Here is a 17,596-nt window from a genome sequence, read left to right on the forward strand (position 1 = left end):
TGAATCGCGTCACGGTCTGTCTCATCGGCGTACGACGCTTCCGGCCGACCGGTCGGGAGACTGACGGGGCTCTTTCGAGGAGGACCATGTCGCTGTTCGCGGACATCCGTAGACGGTTCGACCTGCGTCCGGCCAAGTCCCTGAACCTGGCGGGGTCGCCCGCCCGGATCGCGCCGGAAGCGTCGTCATCAGATCAACCGCGCGGCCGGAGGGAGCCGCACGGCACAGCTGGCATCGACCACAGCGCCTATCTCGCGATCGCCGAGGCGCTCACCGACGGTGCCGATGTCGTGCCTGCATCGGACGAGACCGGACGCCGCCTGGCGGCCGACGGCATCTCGCTGGTGGAGGCACTTGATGGGCTGAGTGCGCTGTACCGCTCGATCGCCGGGGGCGAGCCGGCTTTCGCCGCGGTACGCGCACTCAGTTCCAGCTGGGCCGAGGCGTCCCTGGTCTACCTGCACTCGCTGTCCTGCGAGGACCCGCTGACCGGGCTGTCCAGCCTGGCGCACCTGCGGTCCCGGCTCGGCGAGCTCTACCGAGAGGCGGAACTCCGTGGAACTTCCGTACGGCAAACCCACGCACTGGTGGTTGTCGAGCCGCTCCATCCCCCGGGTACGTCGCCGTTCGACCGCGAGCTCACCCTCGTCGACGTCGCGGAGTGCCTGCGGATCGTCTTCTGCGGCGGTGACGTACTGGGCCGCGTCGGCACACGCCGCGCGGCGGCGCTCGTCGGCCGCGACCCGAACCTGCCGGAGCAGGTCGCGACGGTACGAGCCCTGATCACGCAGTGGCGGCTGGACACCGACGTACCCCAGCTGGCCCGGACCTGGATCGAGGGACTGCCCGGTAGCGACGAGATGGCCGGGAGGTTGCTCGACGAGCTGGCCAGAACCTGAGGCTTGCGTCCGGACGCCTACAGGGGGGCGGCCGGGCGCATCAGTACGGCGGCGGATCGCCTGACACGGGGTGGGCGATCCGCCGCCTCATGCCTTCTTTGCGGTCAGCAACTGTTCGACCAGTTCGCCGTACTCGATCCCGGCACCCCGCGCGGCGACCGGGACCAGGCTGCCCGGAGTGAGCCCGGGCAGGGCGTTGACCTCCAGGCAGTACGGCGTACCCGCGGCATCGCAGCGGAAATCGACCCGGGAGTACGCCGGACCGAACCCGAGGGCCCGATGCGCTCCGATCGCGAGCTCCTGCAACCGCTCGGCGAAGTGTGCGGGGATGTCGGCGGGGGAGACCTCCCGCACCGCGCCCGGCTGGTACTTCGCCTCGTAGTCGAACACGGCTGTGGTCAGCTCGATCTCCACCACCGGCAGCGCCGTCGCACCGATCACCGCGACGGTGAACTCCCGGCCGCTCAGGAACGGCTCGACGAGCAGCTCGCCCTCGGTCGGCAGCGCGTCCAGCGAGTCGACCTTGCGGACGGCCACGCTCGACCCGTCGGCAACTGGCTTCACCACCACCGGTCCGCTCGCCAGCAGCTGCTTCACCCCGATCGGCGGCTCAGGTTGCTCGGCCGGGTTGTAGAGCACCCGAGGCGGCACCGGGATCCCGGCCGCTTCGAGCACTGCCTGGCAACGGCCCTTGTGCCAGGCAACGGCGCAGACGTCATGGCCCGCACCGGTGAACGGGATGCCCGCCAGCTCGAGCAACGCCTGGACGTGCCCGTCCTCTCCCCAGCCGCCGTGCAACGCGATGAAGACCCGATCGGCACTCCGTAACTGCTCCAGTCCACCAGTGAGGGCGTCGTACATCCGACGTCGCAGGAGAGCGCGGGCCCCCGGTGCCGGAGGCTCCTTCGGCACCGGTACGACGGCATCGCCGGCCGGCACGGGATCAGCCAGGATCGGCTGCGCGGCGGCCGGATCGATCAGCACCACGTCGTGACCGCGAGCGACGAGCGCCTGCGCCACCGCCCAACCGGACGAGCGCGAGACGTCCCGCTCCGAACTCTCGCCACCGCACAGCACCGCGACTCGCACGTTGTCCTCCTCCTACTGCTGGTAGCTGTCCGCGGGAAGGTGTACGCCGCCCGCCCTGCGGTTTGACGCAGCAGACGCCGAGAAGTTCGGCCTAGGCTGTCGGTATGTGCGGTAGGTATGCGTCCAGTCGGGCTCCGTCGGACCTCGTCGCGGAGTTCGAGATCGAGGCGGGCAACGTGCGTGAGTCGGTCGAGGAGCTCGGCGAGAACTACAACGTCGCGCCGACCAACCAGGTCGTCGCGGTGGTCGAGCGGAAGAACCGCGACCAGCCCGACGAGACGATCCGCAAGCTGACCACGGTCAAGTGGGGCCTGGTGCCGTCGTGGGCCAAGGACACGTCGATCGGCTCGCGGCTCATCAACGCCCGGATGGAGACCGTCGCGGAGAAGCCGGCCTTCAAGAAGGCGTTCGCCACCCGCCGCTGCATCCTGCCCGCCGACGGGTACTACGAGTGGTACACCGCCGAGGAGAAGGTGAACGGCAAGCCGGTCAAGCAGCCGTACTTCATCCACCCGCCGGACGGCAGCATCCTGTCGATGGCGGGGCTGTACGAGATCTGGCGGGACAAGTCGGTCGAGGACCCGGACAAGGACGAGGCCTGGCTCTGGACCTGCACCGTGCTGACCACGTCGGCCACCGACGACCTCGGCCGCATCCACGACCGGATGCCGCTCCTGGTCGAGCGCGAGCGGTACGACGCCTGGCTGGACCCGCTGTCCTCGAACACCGACGACCTGCTCGAGCTCCTGGTCCCTGCCGCACCGGGCCGCCTCGAGGCGTACGCCGTGTCGAAGGCGGTCAGCTCCGTGAAGAACAACGGCCCGCACCTCCTCGATCCGCTGCCGCCCGACGGCGAGGACCCGCAGGACAGCCCGACCACTCTCTTCTGAGTTTCGTGCCCGCTCTTCACCGGTCGTGATGACAGGATGGGGCGGGTGACCGACGAACGGATTGTGGGGACGCCGCACGGAGAGGCCCGGATCGTGGCACACCGCGCCCGCCGCCCGGTGGCGACGCTGGCCCTGGGGCACGGCGCCGGGGCCGGGATCGAGTCCGGTGACCTGGCCGCACTGGCCGCTCGGCTGCCCAAGCAGGACATCAACGTGTTCCTGATCGAGCAGCCCTGGCGGCGCGCCGGCCGCAAGCTGGCACCCGCGCCGAAGGTGCTCGACGAGGCGTGGATCGCGATCATCGGGCAGCTCCGGGTCCGTACGCCGCTGGTCATCGGCGGCCGGAGTGCCGGTGCGCGGGTGGCCTGCCGCACCGCGAGCAGCTTGGGAGCTTCCGGCGTACTCGCACTGGCTTTCCCGCTGCACGCGCCCGGGAAACCGGAGAAGTCGCGGGTCGGCGAGCTCCAGTCGGCCGGCCTGCCGACGCTGGTGGTCCAGGGGGAGAGGGATCCGTTCGGTACGCCGGAGGAGTTCCCGCCGCTCACCGAGATGGCCGTGGTGCCGGACGCCGACCATTCCTTCAAGGTGCCGAAGCGGGCGGAGCTGGACCAGCAGGAGACCTACGACCTGCTGGTCGAAGCCGTGTTCGAATGGGTGAGCCGCGAGGTGTCCGGATAACGGGACGCGGGGCGGGGCCGGGCGAGGGAATGCCCCCGCGGCCGGGCGTGTTGTGACGAACATGATGGCGACGAGAGAGGCTCCGGCGCGGACTACTGGGAAGACCCCGGTATTCTCGATCACGATGCCGACTCCCACCACGACCGAGACTCCCGAGCAGCGCACCGCGCGGTTCGAGCGCGAAGCGCTGCCCTTCCTGGACCAGATGTACGCCGCGGCGATGCGGATGACCCGTAATCCGTCGGACGCCGAGGACCTGGTGCAGGACACCTTTGCCAAGGCGTACAGCTCGTTCCACCAGTTCACGCCGGGCACCAACCTGAAGGCGTGGCTGTACCGGATCCTGACCAACACGTTCATCAACGGATACCGGAAGCGGCAGCGTCAGCCGACGCAGTCGCCGACCGAGGAGATCGAGGACTGGCAGCTCACCGCCGCCGAGTCGCACACTCCCGGTGGGCTGAAGTCGGCCGAGGCGGTCGCGCTCGAGCACCTGCCCGACTCCGACATCAAGTCGGCTCTTCAGTCCATCCCGGAGGACTTCCGGCTGGCCGTGTACCTGGCCGATGTCGAGGGCTTTGCCTACAAGGAAATCGCCGAGATCATGGGCACACCGGTCGGCACCGTGATGTCACGGCTGCACCGCGGCCGGCGCCAGCTGCGTGAGCTGCTCGGCGACTACGCCCGGGACCGCGGCCTGATCCCGGCCGACGACAGCACGGACGCGGCCGCGTCGAGCACCGGCGAAGCTGCGGAGAAGGAGGAGTCGTGAGCTGCGGCGAGCACCACGACGTCGACTGCGGAGAGATCCTGCAGCGGGTTTACGTCTTCATCGACAACGAACTCGAGGACGCCAGTTCCGACGAGATCCGCCAGCACCTCGAAGAGTGCGCCCCCTGCCTCGACGAGTACGACCTGGAACGCTGCGTCAAGAAACTGGTCCACCGCTCCTGCGGCTCCGACCACGCCCCCGACGCCCTCCGCCAGAAAATCCTCCTCCGCCTCACCCAAATCCAAATCGAAACCTCCATCACCACGACGGATTGATTCAGCGCCGGTCAGAGCGAGTACCTGGCGAACTGGTAGGTGTCGATTTCGCCGCGGTGGAGTTTTTCGAGGAGATCCCGGGCAGCCGCGATGTAAACCTCGGGTGCATTCCGGAGCAGCGTCATTGCGGCGTTCAACTGCTCGGCGGCGGCCTCCCGGTCGCCCCGTGCCGCATTGATTCGCGCGAGTTCCATGCACAACCGTCCCTCTCGCAGGACGTCGCGAGCGGCTCGCGACACGACGAGACCGGACCGGACGTGGGCGGTTGCGGAGGTGAAGTCGCCCTGCGCGGCGTAGATGACCGCCAGGAGATGGTGGCTCTCGCCCAGGAAGGTCGCGTCACCGGCCCGTTGAACGGTGTCCAGAGCCCGCAGCGCCATCCGTACGGCATCCTCGTTGCGTCCTACCTGGACATGTGCAAGGGCTGCGTTCAGGCACCGCTTGAAGACGGCCCGCGTGTCCTTGGCCTGCTCCGCCAGGCCGATGCCCTCGGCAAATGCCTCGTCGGCCCGGTCGAAGTCGCCGGTGCGATCGTAGAGTGCGCCGACCGCCGTCAGTGCGACGCCTTCCAGGGTGGCGTCCTGGATCGTGCGGCTCAGGGAGAGCGCCAGCCGGCCGTACGCCAAGGCGTCGTCGAGCTGTCCCTCCAGGCCGAGCAAATAGGCCAGGGACGAGCAGCAGCGTGCCTGGCCGAAGGGATCGTGGATCCCGGAGAACATCCGCAGTGCGATCCGGATGCTGTCGATGGCAGAACCGGTGGCGCCGGTCTCCGCGTCCGGGATGGCGCTGTCGTGCTGCAGCCAGGCGGCGGTCGCGGGGCGCTCGTTCCGTAGTGCGACGGCGACCGCGCCGGAGCCCAGCTCGCGCATCTCCTGCCAGCGAACTCGTGACTCGTGATAGCTGAAGAACGCAAGTGGCAGCTCGGCGAACAGCGGGTGGTTTGCCAGGCCGGTCTGCCGAGCCTGCCGAACGCGGTCCATCAGATTTCGCTGCTCCGCATCCAGCCAGTGCACGACATCGTCTCGGCCGCTGAAGGCCGGGAGGAGTCCGCTGACCCCGACAGTTGCCAGCGGCAAACGCGGACTGGTCGGATGCGTGAAGGCATGGCAGATCCAAGCGGCCTCCGTGTACAGCTCGAGAACGCGGGCCAGTGCCTCGTCACGCTCAGCCGTGGACAGAGTGCGGTCGGCGACCTCCCGGCCGTACGCGCGGATGAGGTCGTGGAACCGGTAGCGAGCCGGGGCGACGGACTCCAGCAGGTTGAGGTCCACGAGCCGCTCGACGATCGCGTCCGCGCGTCGGAGCGGAATCTTCAGGAGGGCGGCGGAAACGGCCGTCGTGATGTCGGAGCCGTCCGGGACCGACAGCAACGGCAGCGCGTCGGCGGCCTGCCGATCGAGGCCGCGCTCGCTGGTTTCCAGGAAGTGCACCGAGCTGGCGATACTGGCACGCACTCCGGTCTCGTCGGAGCCCAGGCTGTCAAGGCGGCGCTCCTCGTCCTGCAGCAGGTCGACGAAGTGCTGGATCGGCCAGCTCGGCCGGGTGGCGAGTCGCCCGCCGACGAGCCGGATCGCCAGCGGCAGCCGGCCGGAGTAGGAAGCCAGAACCTGGGTGGCCTCCGGCTCCGCGGCGACCCGGTTCGGCCCGATGACACCGGCCAGCAGGTCGACGGACTCCGACTCCGACAGTGCGTCGAGGAGGATCTGACGAGCGCCTGGCAGGCCGGCCAGCGAGCCGCGGCTGGTGATGATCGCCCCGGATCCCGCATGACCTGGCAGCAGGGGCAGGACCTGAGCGACGTCTGCGGCGTTGTCGAGGAGCATGAGCACGCGCCGGCCGGCGAGCCGGGATCGCAACAGGGCCGCTGCCTCCTCGACGTCCTCGGGGATCGAGGCGATGTCGGAGCCGAGCGAGCGCAGGAGGTGACGCTGTGCGTCGGCGGGGGTCATCGGCTCGCCCGGGCCGTACCCGCGCAGGTTCAGGTAGAGGTGGCCGTCGGGGTAGCTCTCGGTCAGCTTGTGCGCGGCATGGACGGCCAGGGTCGTCTTGCCGATCCCGCCCATGCCGGTGACGGTGACCAGGCCGACGACCGCGGCGCCGTCCCCGGTCGAATCCCGAAGTACAGAAAGGATTGCTTCGACCTGGGCGGCGCGGCCGGTGAAGTCCGGAGCGGCCGGCGGTAGCTGCCACGGGGTCGGGAGCTGATCGGCAGCGGGCTCCTTCGGCGGCGTCCGTGGTGTGCCGAGCTTGCCGCGGGCAACGGAGAGGAACTGGTCGGCCTCGGTGGACGTGAGGGCGAGCGCTGCGGTGAGCGAGCGGACGGTGTCGATGCGTGGGCGGCTGCGAGTGCCGCGCTCGAGCACGCTGATGGCCTGCTCGCTGAGGCCGGCCTTCTCGGCGAGAGCCGCCTGGGTGAGGCCGGCGCGGATGCGGAAGGTGCGGAGAAGCTCGCTCAGCGTTGGCAACGCCGACCCGCTCATTGCCCCACTCTCCTCGGATCCAGGCCCGATATCGGTCAGTGCCGAAAACTGCCGGGCCCAACTCTAGGGGGATTCGCCGATGGCCGTCGGCCGTTGTCCACAGCCTCGCCGGTGCCGACGCCGAATGACCAACGATCGTTTGAAAGATAGCATTCAGTATGCGCTCGGGAACTCTCCGAATACGAGACCTCTGGAAAACTGGTCTGCTGTAAATCTGTGACCAAATCGCAAAGACCCCGGATTTCCCCGGGGTCCTCGCTGTCCGTAGTCGCCCTGAGTCAGGCGTTCGGGCGCTTGCCGTGGTTTGCGCCCTTCTTCTTGCGTGCGCGGCGCTTCCGGCCGGTCTTTCCCATTTCAAAGCCTCCTTGTAACAACTGCAAAGAGTCACAGTTTCTCATACGGCGGCATCTGCCGCGAAGCCGGCCGCGGGTTACGGTCTGGCTTACAGTGTTTCGGCGCAGCGGGGATGAGCAAAATTGAGATGCGTCAGCGACGCGCTGTCTGGCCCCCCTGGACTCGCGGAAAACCGCGGGCCCAAGACTTCGCCGCTGATCGGAGGTGACTTAAGATGTTTGACGACTGGGACTGGTGACCGACCGCAAAGGCACTACATGACGCCGGCCTTACACCGCACTGGGCTCCACCTGTTGGTCGCGGTCGTTGCTGCTTCGGCCTTGGTCGTGTTCGTCATGTCCGCTCTCGCCTTGTCGAACTACCTCACGATGGTGGCTCTGTGCCTGCTGGTTCTGTTCGGCAGTGCGCTGCGCTCTCCCCACGGCCCGACTCAGGGCGCCTCGCTCGGCTCGATCGTGCTGATGGCCGTGTACGTCATTGCCGGACCCGCGACCGCCGTTGTGGTTGCGGGTGTCGGGTCGCTCGTCCAAGGCAAACAGGTTCCACCGATCAAACGTGTCTTCAACAGTGGTCAACGCGTTCTCACGGCGGCCGGGGGCGCCGTCGCCTTCGTCGCCGTCCACGGACCGGTCGGCGCTTCCGCCTTGACCGAGGAACCGCGAGCCATTCTCGCGGTGACCTTGACGGGTATCGCCCACCGGTGTGTGAACGCGCTCCTGACGGCGGCCGTGCTGTGGCTCGAGCGTGGCCGCAAGGTGGTCGGCGCGTTCTTCCGCGAGGTCGTACTGGCGACCGCCCTACCGATGCTGGGATACGGCTATCTGGGCCTGGTCATGGCGTTCATGTGGCTGGGCGGCCTCGGGCTGGTCGCAGGCCTGATCACCCTCGTTCCACTGGTCGTCGCCCGTTGGGCGCTCTCGCAGGATGCCGCCGAGCGCGCGGCCCAGGCCGCGACGATGCGCGCGTTCATCCAGGTGATCGAGACGAAGGACCTCTACACCCGCGGTCACTCCGAGCGGGTGAGTGAGGGCGTCGGCATGCTCGGCCGCCACCTGCAGTTGCCGGTCGATCGCCAGCAGGCGCTGGAGCACGCCGGTCTGCTGCACGACGTCGGCAAGGTCGGCGTACCGACCAGCATCATTCGCAAGCCTGGTCGCCTGGACGACTCCGAGATGGACGCGATCCGGCTGCACCCGGCGCGCGGGGTCGAGTTGATCGGCAACATCCCGTTCCTGGAGGAAGTGAAGTCCGCGGTCCTCCATCACCACGAGAAGTACGACGGAACCGGGTACCCGGCCGGACTGAGCGGCACCAACATTCCGTACTTCGCCCGGATGATCGGGATCGTCGACGCGTTCGACTCCCTGACCTCGACCCGGTCGTACCGGCCCGCGCGCAGCGTCGAGGAAACGGTGGCGATCCTGCTCCAGGATCGCTACACGCATTTCGATCCAGAGCTTGTGGATGCGTTCGTCGCGGTCATCAGGCGCGACGGCTGGCAACCGGCGGCTGCCGAGCAGCCGGCCCCGAACGCGGAGCTCGAGTCGCCGATCGACCATGACGACCTGAGCCTCGGCAGTGGTGGCGGCGCCACCGGAACGGCGGCCGGACCGGCATGAGCGTGACCGGCGAGGCCGAGCGCCTCGAATTCCCCAGGTCCGGCAGCGGTGTCGTGATCGTGCTCGCAGGTGTCGTGCTGGGGGTGGCGGGTCTGGCCATGACTACCCACCGCGGGGTCACGGGCTGGCCTTTCGCGCTCACCTTCGGGGTCCTGATCGCGGTCGGCGAGATGGTCCAGTTCCGGGTCGACCGGACCCGCAACCGGGCGCCGATCGCCACCAGTGCTGCCTTGGGTTACTGCCTGCTGCGGGGCCCGGAGGTCACGGTGCCGCCGGAGGTCGCGCAGATCGTCGCGGTCGTCGCGGTGGCCACAGCGATCGGTCTCCTGCCACGGATCGTCGCGGGCCTGTGGTGGGACGCGGTTGTCTCGTGCCGGCGCCTGCTGTCGGTCGGTGCGGCCGCGGTGGTGTTCGCGGCGATCGCGCCGACCGACATGTCCTGGAACGGTTCGGTGGCGCACGCATTGCCGCTGGGCGGTGCGATGCTGCTCGCGGTCTTGTCCGCCGCCGGGCTCGATGCCGTCGTCGGAGCCGGTCAGATGACCGAGCGGTACAGCAAGCCGTTCCCCGCTGCGTTGCGCGACGAACTGGGAGTGACGGCCCGGATCGGGATGGCGATGGCGATCAGCGGCATCCTGCTCGCGGCCGGGACCTCGATCGCCGGGCTCTGGGCACCGCCGCTCGTCATCGTGCCGCTGTTGTTGACGCAGTTCGCGTTCCGGCGGTACTCGTCGGCGCAGCGCACCTACCGGAGTACGGTGCGGTCGATGGCTCGGAGTACGGAGATTGCCGGGTTCAGTAGTCCGGGGCAGAATGCGCGGACGGCGGCGCTGGCGGTGGCTATCGGCAACGATCTGGGGTTGAGGCCGGCGCGGATGGAGGCGTTGGAGTACGCCGCCCTGCTGTCGGGTGTCGGGCAGTTGGCGCTGGCGGATCCCAGTCCTGGCGGGGCTTCGCTGCTCCGGACGCGGGAGGAGCGGCAGCGGGCGGCGGAGATCGGGGCGGCGGTGATCGAGCGGTCCGGCGTACTGGACCACGTCGCGGAGATCGTCCGGCACTCCAACGATCCGTACCGGCACGGGCGGGCGAACAACTCGGCCATCCCGGTGGAGAGCGGGATCGTGAACGTTGCCCTGGCCTACGAACAGCTCGTCGGCGAGGGGTCGGGACAGTCGCCGGCCAAGGCGATGGAGTCGATCGGGCTGGGGATCGGCGCGGAGTACGACCCGGTCGTGGTGGAGTCACTCCGCCGGATCGTCGGCCGCGGCTTCAGGTTCTGAGAGTTCCTTACTCGCCTTCGGGGACAGGTGGAGCAGGGCCGGCGTACCGGCGCACGGTTCCAGTTCGTCCCACACCGGAGCAGTCGTGGCCGGGACGTGCCCCGAGCCGCCCATCAAGGCGTACAGCAGCAGACCGGCGCCGGCGGCAATCAGTACGTCGCCTGGGCTGATCGCCTGTCCCAGACGGGGAAGCGCCACCGGTACGACGTCGCCGAGCCAGGGCAGACGCGTCCCAGCACCGGAGATCTCGTGCCGTGGATCGGTCACCGCGGCGCCGCTCACCCCGGCCCGCGCCAACGCGTTCTGCGACACCGGCATGGCGCCGTTCAGCGCGACGACGACGGCGTTGCAGAAGAATCCCAGCGCCAGCAGGCCGACGCCCGGGTGCCGCAGGTTCATCCGCAGGAAGATCGCGATGCAGACCGCCGACCCGATCAGTCCGACGGGGTACGCCGTACCTCCGAAGAGGGAGCCGAGGAGTTGCCCGATGGCCGCCGCGGCCAGCCAGTGCACACCGGTCAACGTAGTGCCGGCCAACCGGCCGAACCCTCCGCCGGTCGCGATCGCCGCCCCGGCAGCGAGCACCATGACGAGGAGGACCAGCAGCACGTGTGCGATTCTGCCCCAAGCACCGACCCGGAACCGGGCAAGCTGACCCCGCAGCGTGTCGATTCAACCGCAAAACGTAACGGCGGCCCGGAACCTCCGGGCCGCCGTCGCAACACCTCAGGACTTGGCGGTTGCCGCTCCGCCGTCGTCGATGATCTCCGGCAGGTCCTTCACGCCCGGGTCGCCGCGATCCGCGACGAAGTCGGTCGGATGCGTGCTGTCCTTGCCGTCCGGCACCTTCAGGGCCCGGAACACGAACGTCAGCGCGATCACGACGACCAGGTTCAGCACGAACGCGGTCAGCGCGATGTAGGCCGGCGTACTGGTGCCCGGGATGTTCGCGAGCGAACCACCGAAGTGCTTCTTGGTCGCCGGGTTCACCACGTTGTACGCCGAGATGGTGCCGAACAGCATCGCCACCGCCCAGCCGGCCAGCAGCGCGTACCGGTGGAACCAGCGGGTGTACAGACCGACCACGATCGCCGGGAACGTCTGCAGGATCCAGATCCCGCCGAGCAGTTGCAGGTTCAGCGCGACCGTCTTGTCCATCGCGAGCACGAACACCAGCGCGCCGACCTTCACCAGCAGCGAGGCGAGCTTGGAGACCTTCGCCTCCTGTGCCGGTGTCGCGGACGGCTTGAGGAAGTCGCGGTAGATGTTGCGGGTGAACAGGTTGGCCGCCGCGATCGACATGATGGCCGCCGGCACCAGTGCGCCGACCGCGATCGCCGCGAACGCGATCCCCGCGAACCAGGACGGGAACTCCTGGTCGAACAGCCGCGGGATCGCCAGCTGCGGGTTCGCCAGGCCGTCCAGGCCCTTCACGTTGACGTTCGCCTTGATCGCCATGAAGCCGAGCAGGGCGAGCAGCCCCAGCAGCAGCGAGTACGCCGGGAGCAGCGTCGCGTTCCGCCGTACGACGTTGCGCGTCTTGGTCGACAGCACCGCCGTGACCGAGTGCGGGTACATGAACAGCGCCATCGCGGATCCCAGCGCAAGCGTCCAGTACGACACGTAGCCGGCCTCGCCCGGGATGAACGCCCCGGTCGGCTTGCCGGTTGCCGGGTTCGGCTTGGCCAGCTTCTCCTGCGCCGCACCGAAGATCGAGTCCCAGCCGCCGAGCACGTGCGGCAGGTAGAAGATCGCGACCAGGATCACCAGGTAGATCAGGATGTCCTTGACGAACGCGATCATCGCCGGCGCGCGCAGCCCGGAGGAGTACGTGTACGCCGCCAGCACCGCGAACGCGATCAGCAACGGCAGGTCCTTGGCGAGCGTGTTGTTGCCGCCCAGACCCATCGTCTCGAACACCGCCTGCATACCCACGAGCTGCAACGCGATGTACGGCATCGTGGCCAGGATGCCCGTCACGGCCACCGCGAGCGACAGCGCCTTGCTGCCGTAGCGACCGCCGACGAAGTCAGCCGGCGTCACGTACCCGTGCCGGTGCGATACCGACCACAGCCGGGCCATGAAGATGAACACGATCGGGTAGGCAACGATCGTGTACGGCACCGCGAAGAAGCCGCTGATCGCACCGGTCGCGTACATGGCCGCGGGGACGGCGATGAACGTGTACGCCGTGTACAGGTCGCCGCCCAGCAGGAACCAGGTGATGAACGTGCCGAACCCGCGACCGCCCAGACCCCACTCGTCGAGGTTGTCCAGGCGGCCGGTGCTCCGCCAGCGGGACGCCATGAAGCCCATCACCGTGACGCCGGCGAAGATCGCGATGACGATGATCAGCTGCACCCAGTCGACCGTGGTGTTCACTGGTCTCCCTCCTTCGCCGTACCGGCGTCCGGTGCGTCAGGGTCACCAAGTCCCTGAGCCGCCCGCCGCCTGCGCTCCTCGGCACGGAGCAGCCGGTAACTGATGCTGACCAGGATCGCCGAGAGGAAGACCCACATCAGCTGGTACCAGTAGAAGAACGGGAAACCCCACAGGTGCGGGTTCACCTTGGCGAACGTCGGCACCAGCAGCGGTACGACGATGGCCACCATCAGAAGGACACCGGAGATCCAGTACGCGGGTTTGACCGCGGACAATCGGGACACTGCAAACCTCCTCGGGACACAGGCGCAACGCAGCACGCTACCGTCCGACCGGAGCGGCCACTAGACCAACAGGTTGGTGCATGGATAACGAAAAGGCATGGTTCGTACGGCGCGTCGTGCTGTCCGTGCTGTTCCTGGTCGTCGTTGCCGTGCCGCTCTATCCGGAGCTGTTCGGTCTGGACGAGGTGACACCGTTCGCACAGCTGGTCGCGTTCCGTCCGCAGGCCCTGGTCGTCGTCCTGGCACTGGCCCTGCTGATGCTGGTACGCCGGGGTTGGCGGATCGCCGCCGCGCTGATCGCCGTACTGGCGCTGATCGGTGCCGCGGCGACCGCGCCCCGGCAGTTCTCCGACGCGCGTCCGGCGCCGGCCGGGGCCCGGGTGCTGACGATCATGGTCGCCAACGTGCTGGGCGGCGGCGCCCACGCCGCGGACGTGGCGCAGGTGATCCGGGACCGCAGACCCGACCTGGTTTCGTTGCCGGAGGCACAAGTCGACGTCCGCGAGGAGATCCGGGCGCAGCTGCAGGACCAGCAGTACAAGGGATTCACGGCGCAGCCGAGCCGGGCAGTCGAGAGCGCCACGAGCGTGCTGGTTTCCTCGTCACTCGGCAACGTCGCGTTCGCGTCCGAGGCCGGCACGAGCTTCGGCAACATCGTGGTGACGGGCGGGAACCTCGGTGCCGTCCGGCTGGTCGCGTACCACGGCTTCCCGCCGTTGCCGGACTCGGTCACCACCTGGAAGACCGACCTGCAGGCGGTACGCCGGTGGTGCGCGCAGGACCAGCCGACAGTCGTCGCGGGTGACTTCAACGCGACCCTCGACCATGCGGACTTCCGGCAGGCGCTGGGCGGTTACTGCCGCAGCGTGGGCCCGACCGTGGGCGGTGGGCTGCGCGGCACCTGGCCCGCGGATCAGCCCGCGGTGCTGCGGACGCAGATCGACCACGTGGTGGTGTCGCGGCAGTTCGAGCCCGGCCGGTTCACGACGTACCCGATCGCGGGGACCGATCATCGGGCCGTTGTCGCTACCGCCGCCGTGCTGCCCTAGGAGGAGTTCGTCGCCGGCCGGTAGATGTACGGCTGTGAGGACTGGACCGCTTCGGTCAGCATCAGCAGCAGGTCGGCACGCGCCTCGATCGGACGGCCGAAGAGGTCGTCGTCACCCGGGATCGGAAAGCCCTTCACACCGATCGCGAGCTGACTGAGCAGGACGTGCAGGACGCCGCGGGCGTTGAACACGTTCGGGGTCGGCCATTCCGGCAGGGTCTCGTGCATCAACGGCTGCTCGGCCGCGGTCGCCGCGATCGGTTTCAGCCAGCGCTCGAGCTCGTCGCTGGTCAGCATGTTCCGGTGCAGGATCGTCATCACCGCATGGGCAACGCGATCGTGCTCCTCGTGCACCCAGCGGTACGGCGTGTCCTTGACGATCCGGTCCGCGAGGACGTCGAGCAGTGCCCGCAGGACGCCGGCGTCGCAGTGCCGGGACCTGGCCAGCGCGCCGATCGCGTCGGCGCCGTGGGCAACGGCATGCGCCCAGCCGCAGTCCGCGACGTACCCGCGCAGGTCGCGCTCACGCAGCAGCCAGGTCGCGAGGCGGTCGCCCCAGCGCATCACCACCTCGTCGTGCACCAGGAACTCGGCGTTGTCGCGGTGGATCACCTCCGCGAGCGTCAGCGCCGTGAACGAGCGCCGGAAGACCGTGTCGGTGCCGTCCTCACCGAGGCCGTAGTTCAGCCCGGCGCAGAGCCCGTCCCCGAACCCCGGGAGCAGGTCGTCGTACACCCCGCGCTCCAGCCAGGTGGCGAGCGTCGGGTAGGCCAGGGCGTCACGGACCTGCGGGTTGGTGCTCGCCAGGCCGCGCACGAGCTCCTCGGTGAGTTCGGTCAGCGTACGGTCGTGCGGTACCGCGTAGTCCGCGGCCATCACGTCCTGCCAGTACGTCGACTCCACCCGAGCATCCTTTCATCTGTGCCTGATCAATCAACACCTACCCACACCCTCTTGTCGAGCGGACCACCCGAGGCGCTGGTATAAGCACCGGTAGCCTCCTCCTCCACCCCTTTCTTTCTTTCCTTCCCTTGACCGTCGGTAGCATCGGGGCGTGCCGTCTTTGAGCGATGTGGCGCGGAACCACACCACGCTGGACCAGGCCGACCTGGACCGCCTGCAACTGCTCGTCTCGGACTGGCAGATGCTGGCCGACCTGTCGTTCGCCGACCTGGTGCTCTGGTTGCCGGACACCGAAGGGCTGGGGTTCTGGGCCGGGGCGCAGATGCGGCCGACGACCGGACCTACGGCGTACCTTGACGACATCGTAGGCAGCTTCATCCCGCGCGGCCGCCGGCATCTGCTCGACCAGGCGTACGACGGCGGCCGGATCTGCCGCGAGGGCGACCCGGAGTGGCGCGACGACGTACCCGTCCGGGTCGAGACGATCCCGGTACGCCGGGGCTCCCGGGTGATCGCGGTGATCGCGCGCAACACCAACCTGCTCGGTGTCCGGACGCCGTCCCGCCTCGAGATCGCGTACCTGCAGAGCGCGACGGACCTGGCCCGGATGATCACCGACGGCATCTTCCCGTACGGCGGGGAACGGCTGCTGTCCACGACGCCAAGGGTCGGTGACGGCTGCATCCGCGTCGATCGGCACGGGATGGTGACGTTCGCGAGCCCGAACGCGTTGTCGGCGTACCGCCGGATGGGCCTCGTCACGGACCTGGTCGGTTCGCGGCTGAAGGACGTGACCGCGGACCTGCTGCAGTCCGGGCACAAGGTCGACGACGTACTGGCGTCGGTGGTCACCGGGCGCGCGGCCAAGGAGATCGAGATCGAGAACTCCGACGCCACGCTGTTCCTGCGGGCGATCCCGCTGCGGGCCGACGGACAGCACGTGGGGGCGCTGATCCTGCTCCGGGACGTGACGGAGCTGCGCAGCCGGGAACGGGAGCTGGTCACCAAAGAGGCGACCATCCGGGAGATTCATCATCGCGTCAAGAACAACTTGCAGACGGTCGCCGCGTTACTCCGGATGCAGGCCCGAAGGATCACTGTTCCCGAAGGGCAGGCCGCGCTGGCCGAGGCGGTACGGCGGGTCGGGTCGATCGCGATCGTCCACGAGACGCTGTCGGAGTCGTTCGACGAGCACGTGGACTTCGACGACGTGGCCGACCGGGTGGCCGCGATGGTCGCGGACGTGTCGACGGTGGCGACCGCGGTGGAGACGCGGCGGAGCGGATCGTTCGGCGTACTGGACTCGGAGATCGCGACCCCGCTGGCGATGGTGCTGACCGAACTCATGCAGAACTCGGTGGAGCACGCGTTCGGCGCCCGCGACGGGGGAGCGGCGAGCGGGACGATCGAACTCACCGCCGAACGCTCGGTCGGCCGGCTGCACGTCGACGTGATCGACGACGGCTCCGGCCTGCCGGCGAACTTCGACTCCGAACTGTCCGGCAATCTGGGTCTGTCCATCGTCCGCACCCTCGTCATCGGGGAACTGGACGGCACCCTGGTCTTCGGCAACCGCCACGACGGCCACCCCGGCGCCCAGGTAACCCTGGACATCCCGGTCAAGGACTGACTCAGCTGACGCGATCGGTCACTGCGGAGAGCGATCGATTGATTGTCAGCGACTTGCTACACAGTGTGTCCACGCGTCGCCACCTACCCCTACGATGACCCCAAGACTCCCCGACCAAGAAGGCTTTGCCGATGGCGACCTCAGACGCTCCGGATGCCGTTCCGAGCTTCGACACTTCCCAACCGACCATCGCTCGCGTCTATGACGCTCTGCTCGGCGGCAAGGACAACTTTGCTGCCGACCGCGAAGGGGCGGCGCTGTACCTGCAGTACGTGCCGGATGCCGGCCGATGCGCGATCGAGAACCGTGAGGCCCTGGTGAAGGGCGTTCAGTATCTTGCCCGCTCCGCGGGGATCGACCAGTTCCTCGACATCGGGAGCGGTCTGCCGACGCAGAAGAACACCCACGAGGCGGCACAGGAGATCAATCCGACCGCCAGGGTGGTGTATGTCGACGTCGACCCGATCGTGCTCGCGCACGGCCAGGCCCTGCTGGCCACCAACGACAGCACCATCGTGGTCACCGCCGACCTTCGCGAGCCGCAGACGATCCTCGACAACGAGGAGATCAGGCAGCACCTGGACTTCAGCCGTCCGATCGCGTTGATGGTCGTGGGCATCCACATGCACTTCCACGACGACGAGAAGCCGGACGAGTGGGTCCGCACCCTGATGGACGCGCTCGCCCCCGGAAGCTACCTGTTCATCACCGACTTCGTCGACACCGGTGAGCCGCTGCAGAAGAACATGGAGCGCGCCGGTCTGGAGAGCCTCGGCAACGGCTGGATCCGGACGCCGGAGCGGATCGAGCAGCACTTCCTCGGAATGCCGCTCGTACCTCCGGGCCTGGATTTCCTCGCCCGCTGGTTCCCGGAGGAACCCGACGCCGACGTTCCGGACGCGGCGGATCTGCAGCCCTGGCAGCGGATCCTGATGGCTGGGATCGCCAAGAAGGAGTGATCTGCCGCGCCGTGCGCGCGCGCCGACGCAGCGTCGCGCGCGCACGCACGGCGT

The 17,596-nt window shown here is 68.5% G+C and carries 17 protein-coding genes; 10 read left to right on the plus strand and 7 right to left on the minus strand.

Annotated elements, in window-relative coordinates; all coding sequences use genetic code 11:
- Window positions 1–86: 86 nt before the first annotated feature.
- Entirely contained in the window at window positions 87–899 is an 813-nt protein-coding gene (locus tag EV647_RS26240; RefSeq protein WP_134007265.1) for a hypothetical protein, read from the plus strand.
- Window positions 900–986: 87 nt separating this feature from the next.
- Here EV647_RS26240 and EV647_RS26245 read toward each other — a convergent pair whose 3' ends face one another.
- Window positions 987–1,988, minus strand: coding sequence for an ATP-grasp domain-containing protein (locus EV647_RS26245; RefSeq protein ID WP_134007267.1), 1,002 nt, complete (start codon window positions 1,986–1,988; stop codon window positions 987–989).
- Window positions 1,989–2,092: 104 nt separating this feature from the next.
- Here EV647_RS26245 and EV647_RS26250 point away from each other — a divergent pair, with 104 nt between their 5' ends.
- From EV647_RS26250 to rsrA, 4 genes are all read left to right on the plus strand, one after another.
- Window positions 2,093–2,878: an SOS response-associated peptidase gene (locus tag EV647_RS26250; RefSeq protein ID WP_134007269.1), complete on the plus strand. Its 786-nt coding sequence runs from the start codon at window positions 2,093–2,095 to the stop codon at window positions 2,876–2,878.
- A gap of 36 nt (window positions 2,879–2,914) precedes the next feature.
- Entirely contained in the window at window positions 2,915–3,556 is a 642-nt protein-coding gene (locus EV647_RS26255) for an alpha/beta family hydrolase (RefSeq protein ID WP_133785457.1), read from the plus strand.
- A gap of 124 nt (window positions 3,557–3,680) precedes the next feature.
- The gene (locus EV647_RS26260) at window positions 3,681–4,328 is read left to right on the plus strand and encodes a sigma-70 family RNA polymerase sigma factor (RefSeq protein ID WP_133785456.1); all 648 of its coding nucleotides are present in this window, start codon (window positions 3,681–3,683) and stop codon (window positions 4,326–4,328) included.
- A complete protein-coding gene (gene rsrA, locus EV647_RS26265; protein WP_134007271.1) occupies window positions 4,325–4,603 on the plus strand; it encodes a mycothiol system anti-sigma-R factor in 279 nt (92 codons plus the stop codon). Before EV647_RS26260 ends, rsrA begins: the two co-directional genes overlap by 4 nt.
- Window positions 4,604–4,614: 11 nt before the next feature.
- Here the strand turns inward: rsrA and EV647_RS26270 are convergent, their stop codons facing one another.
- Window positions 4,615–7,083, minus strand: coding sequence for a helix-turn-helix domain-containing protein (locus EV647_RS26270; RefSeq protein WP_134007273.1), 2,469 nt, complete (start codon window positions 7,081–7,083; stop codon window positions 4,615–4,617).
- Between the two features lie 278 nt (window positions 7,084–7,361).
- Entirely contained in the window at window positions 7,362–7,436 is a 75-nt protein-coding gene (locus EV647_RS43745; protein ID WP_369759046.1) for a 50S ribosomal protein bL37, read from the minus strand.
- Between the two features lie 336 nt (window positions 7,437–7,772).
- Between EV647_RS43745 and EV647_RS26275 the strand changes: the two genes are divergently transcribed.
- Window positions 7,773–9,056, plus strand: a complete 1,284-nt coding sequence (locus EV647_RS26275; RefSeq protein WP_238175539.1) for an HD-GYP domain-containing protein — start codon at window positions 7,773–7,775, stop codon at window positions 9,054–9,056.
- Window positions 9,053–10,336 (plus strand): HD-GYP domain-containing protein, encoded by a 1,284-nt coding sequence (locus EV647_RS26280; RefSeq protein WP_134007278.1) that lies wholly within the window; start codon window positions 9,053–9,055, stop codon window positions 10,334–10,336. Before EV647_RS26275 ends, EV647_RS26280 begins: the two co-directional genes overlap by 4 nt.
- On the opposite strand, the gene EV647_RS26285 is transcribed toward EV647_RS26280, so the two are convergent.
- The 3 genes from EV647_RS26285 to EV647_RS26295 all read right to left on the minus strand — a co-directional run bounded on the left by EV647_RS26285 (window position 10,298) and on the right by EV647_RS26295 (window position 13,002).
- Window positions 10,298–10,945: a DUF5317 domain-containing protein gene (locus EV647_RS26285; protein ID WP_238177393.1), complete on the minus strand. Its 648-nt coding sequence runs from the start codon at window positions 10,943–10,945 to the stop codon at window positions 10,298–10,300. The two genes, EV647_RS26280 and EV647_RS26285, sit on opposite strands and share 39 nt — an antisense overlap.
- 117 nt (window positions 10,946–11,062) lie before the next feature.
- Complete coding sequence (gene mctP / locus EV647_RS26290) at window positions 11,063–12,718, minus strand: monocarboxylate uptake permease MctP (protein ID WP_238177394.1); 1,656 nt, start codon at window positions 12,716–12,718, stop codon at window positions 11,063–11,065.
- On the minus strand, window positions 12,715–13,002 hold the full coding sequence (locus EV647_RS26295) for a DUF3311 domain-containing protein (protein ID WP_133785452.1): 288 nt from the start codon (window positions 13,000–13,002) through the stop codon (window positions 12,715–12,717). Before EV647_RS26295 ends, mctP begins: the two co-directional genes overlap by 4 nt.
- Window positions 13,003–13,082: 80 nt before the next feature.
- Here EV647_RS26295 and EV647_RS26300 point away from each other — a divergent pair, with 80 nt between their 5' ends.
- Entirely contained in the window at window positions 13,083–14,051 is a 969-nt protein-coding gene (locus EV647_RS26300; RefSeq protein WP_134007280.1) for an endonuclease/exonuclease/phosphatase family protein, read from the plus strand.
- On the opposite strand, the gene EV647_RS26305 is transcribed toward EV647_RS26300, so the two are convergent.
- Window positions 14,048–14,953 carry a DUF2785 domain-containing protein gene (locus tag EV647_RS26305; protein WP_134007281.1) on the minus strand — a complete coding sequence of 302 codons (906 nt, stop codon included), beginning with the start codon at window positions 14,951–14,953 and terminating at the stop codon, window positions 14,048–14,050. The two genes, EV647_RS26300 and EV647_RS26305, sit on opposite strands and share 4 nt — an antisense overlap.
- A gap of 151 nt (window positions 14,954–15,104) precedes the next feature.
- Here EV647_RS26305 and EV647_RS26310 point away from each other — a divergent pair, with 151 nt between their 5' ends.
- Both EV647_RS26310 and EV647_RS26315 read left to right on the plus strand, forming a co-directional pair.
- Window positions 15,105–16,583, plus strand: coding sequence for a sensor histidine kinase (locus tag EV647_RS26310; protein ID WP_202871138.1), 1,479 nt, complete (start codon window positions 15,105–15,107; stop codon window positions 16,581–16,583).
- 131 nt (window positions 16,584–16,714) lie between these two features.
- Window positions 16,715–17,542 (plus strand): SAM-dependent methyltransferase, encoded by an 828-nt coding sequence (locus EV647_RS26315; protein ID WP_134007283.1) that lies wholly within the window; start codon window positions 16,715–16,717, stop codon window positions 17,540–17,542.
- Window positions 17,543–17,596 lie beyond the last annotated feature (54 nt).

This window comes from Kribbella sp. VKM Ac-2566, from assembly GCF_004366005.1.
GTDB classification, from domain to species: domain Bacteria; phylum Actinomycetota; class Actinomycetes; order Propionibacteriales; family Kribbellaceae; genus Kribbella; species Kribbella pratensis.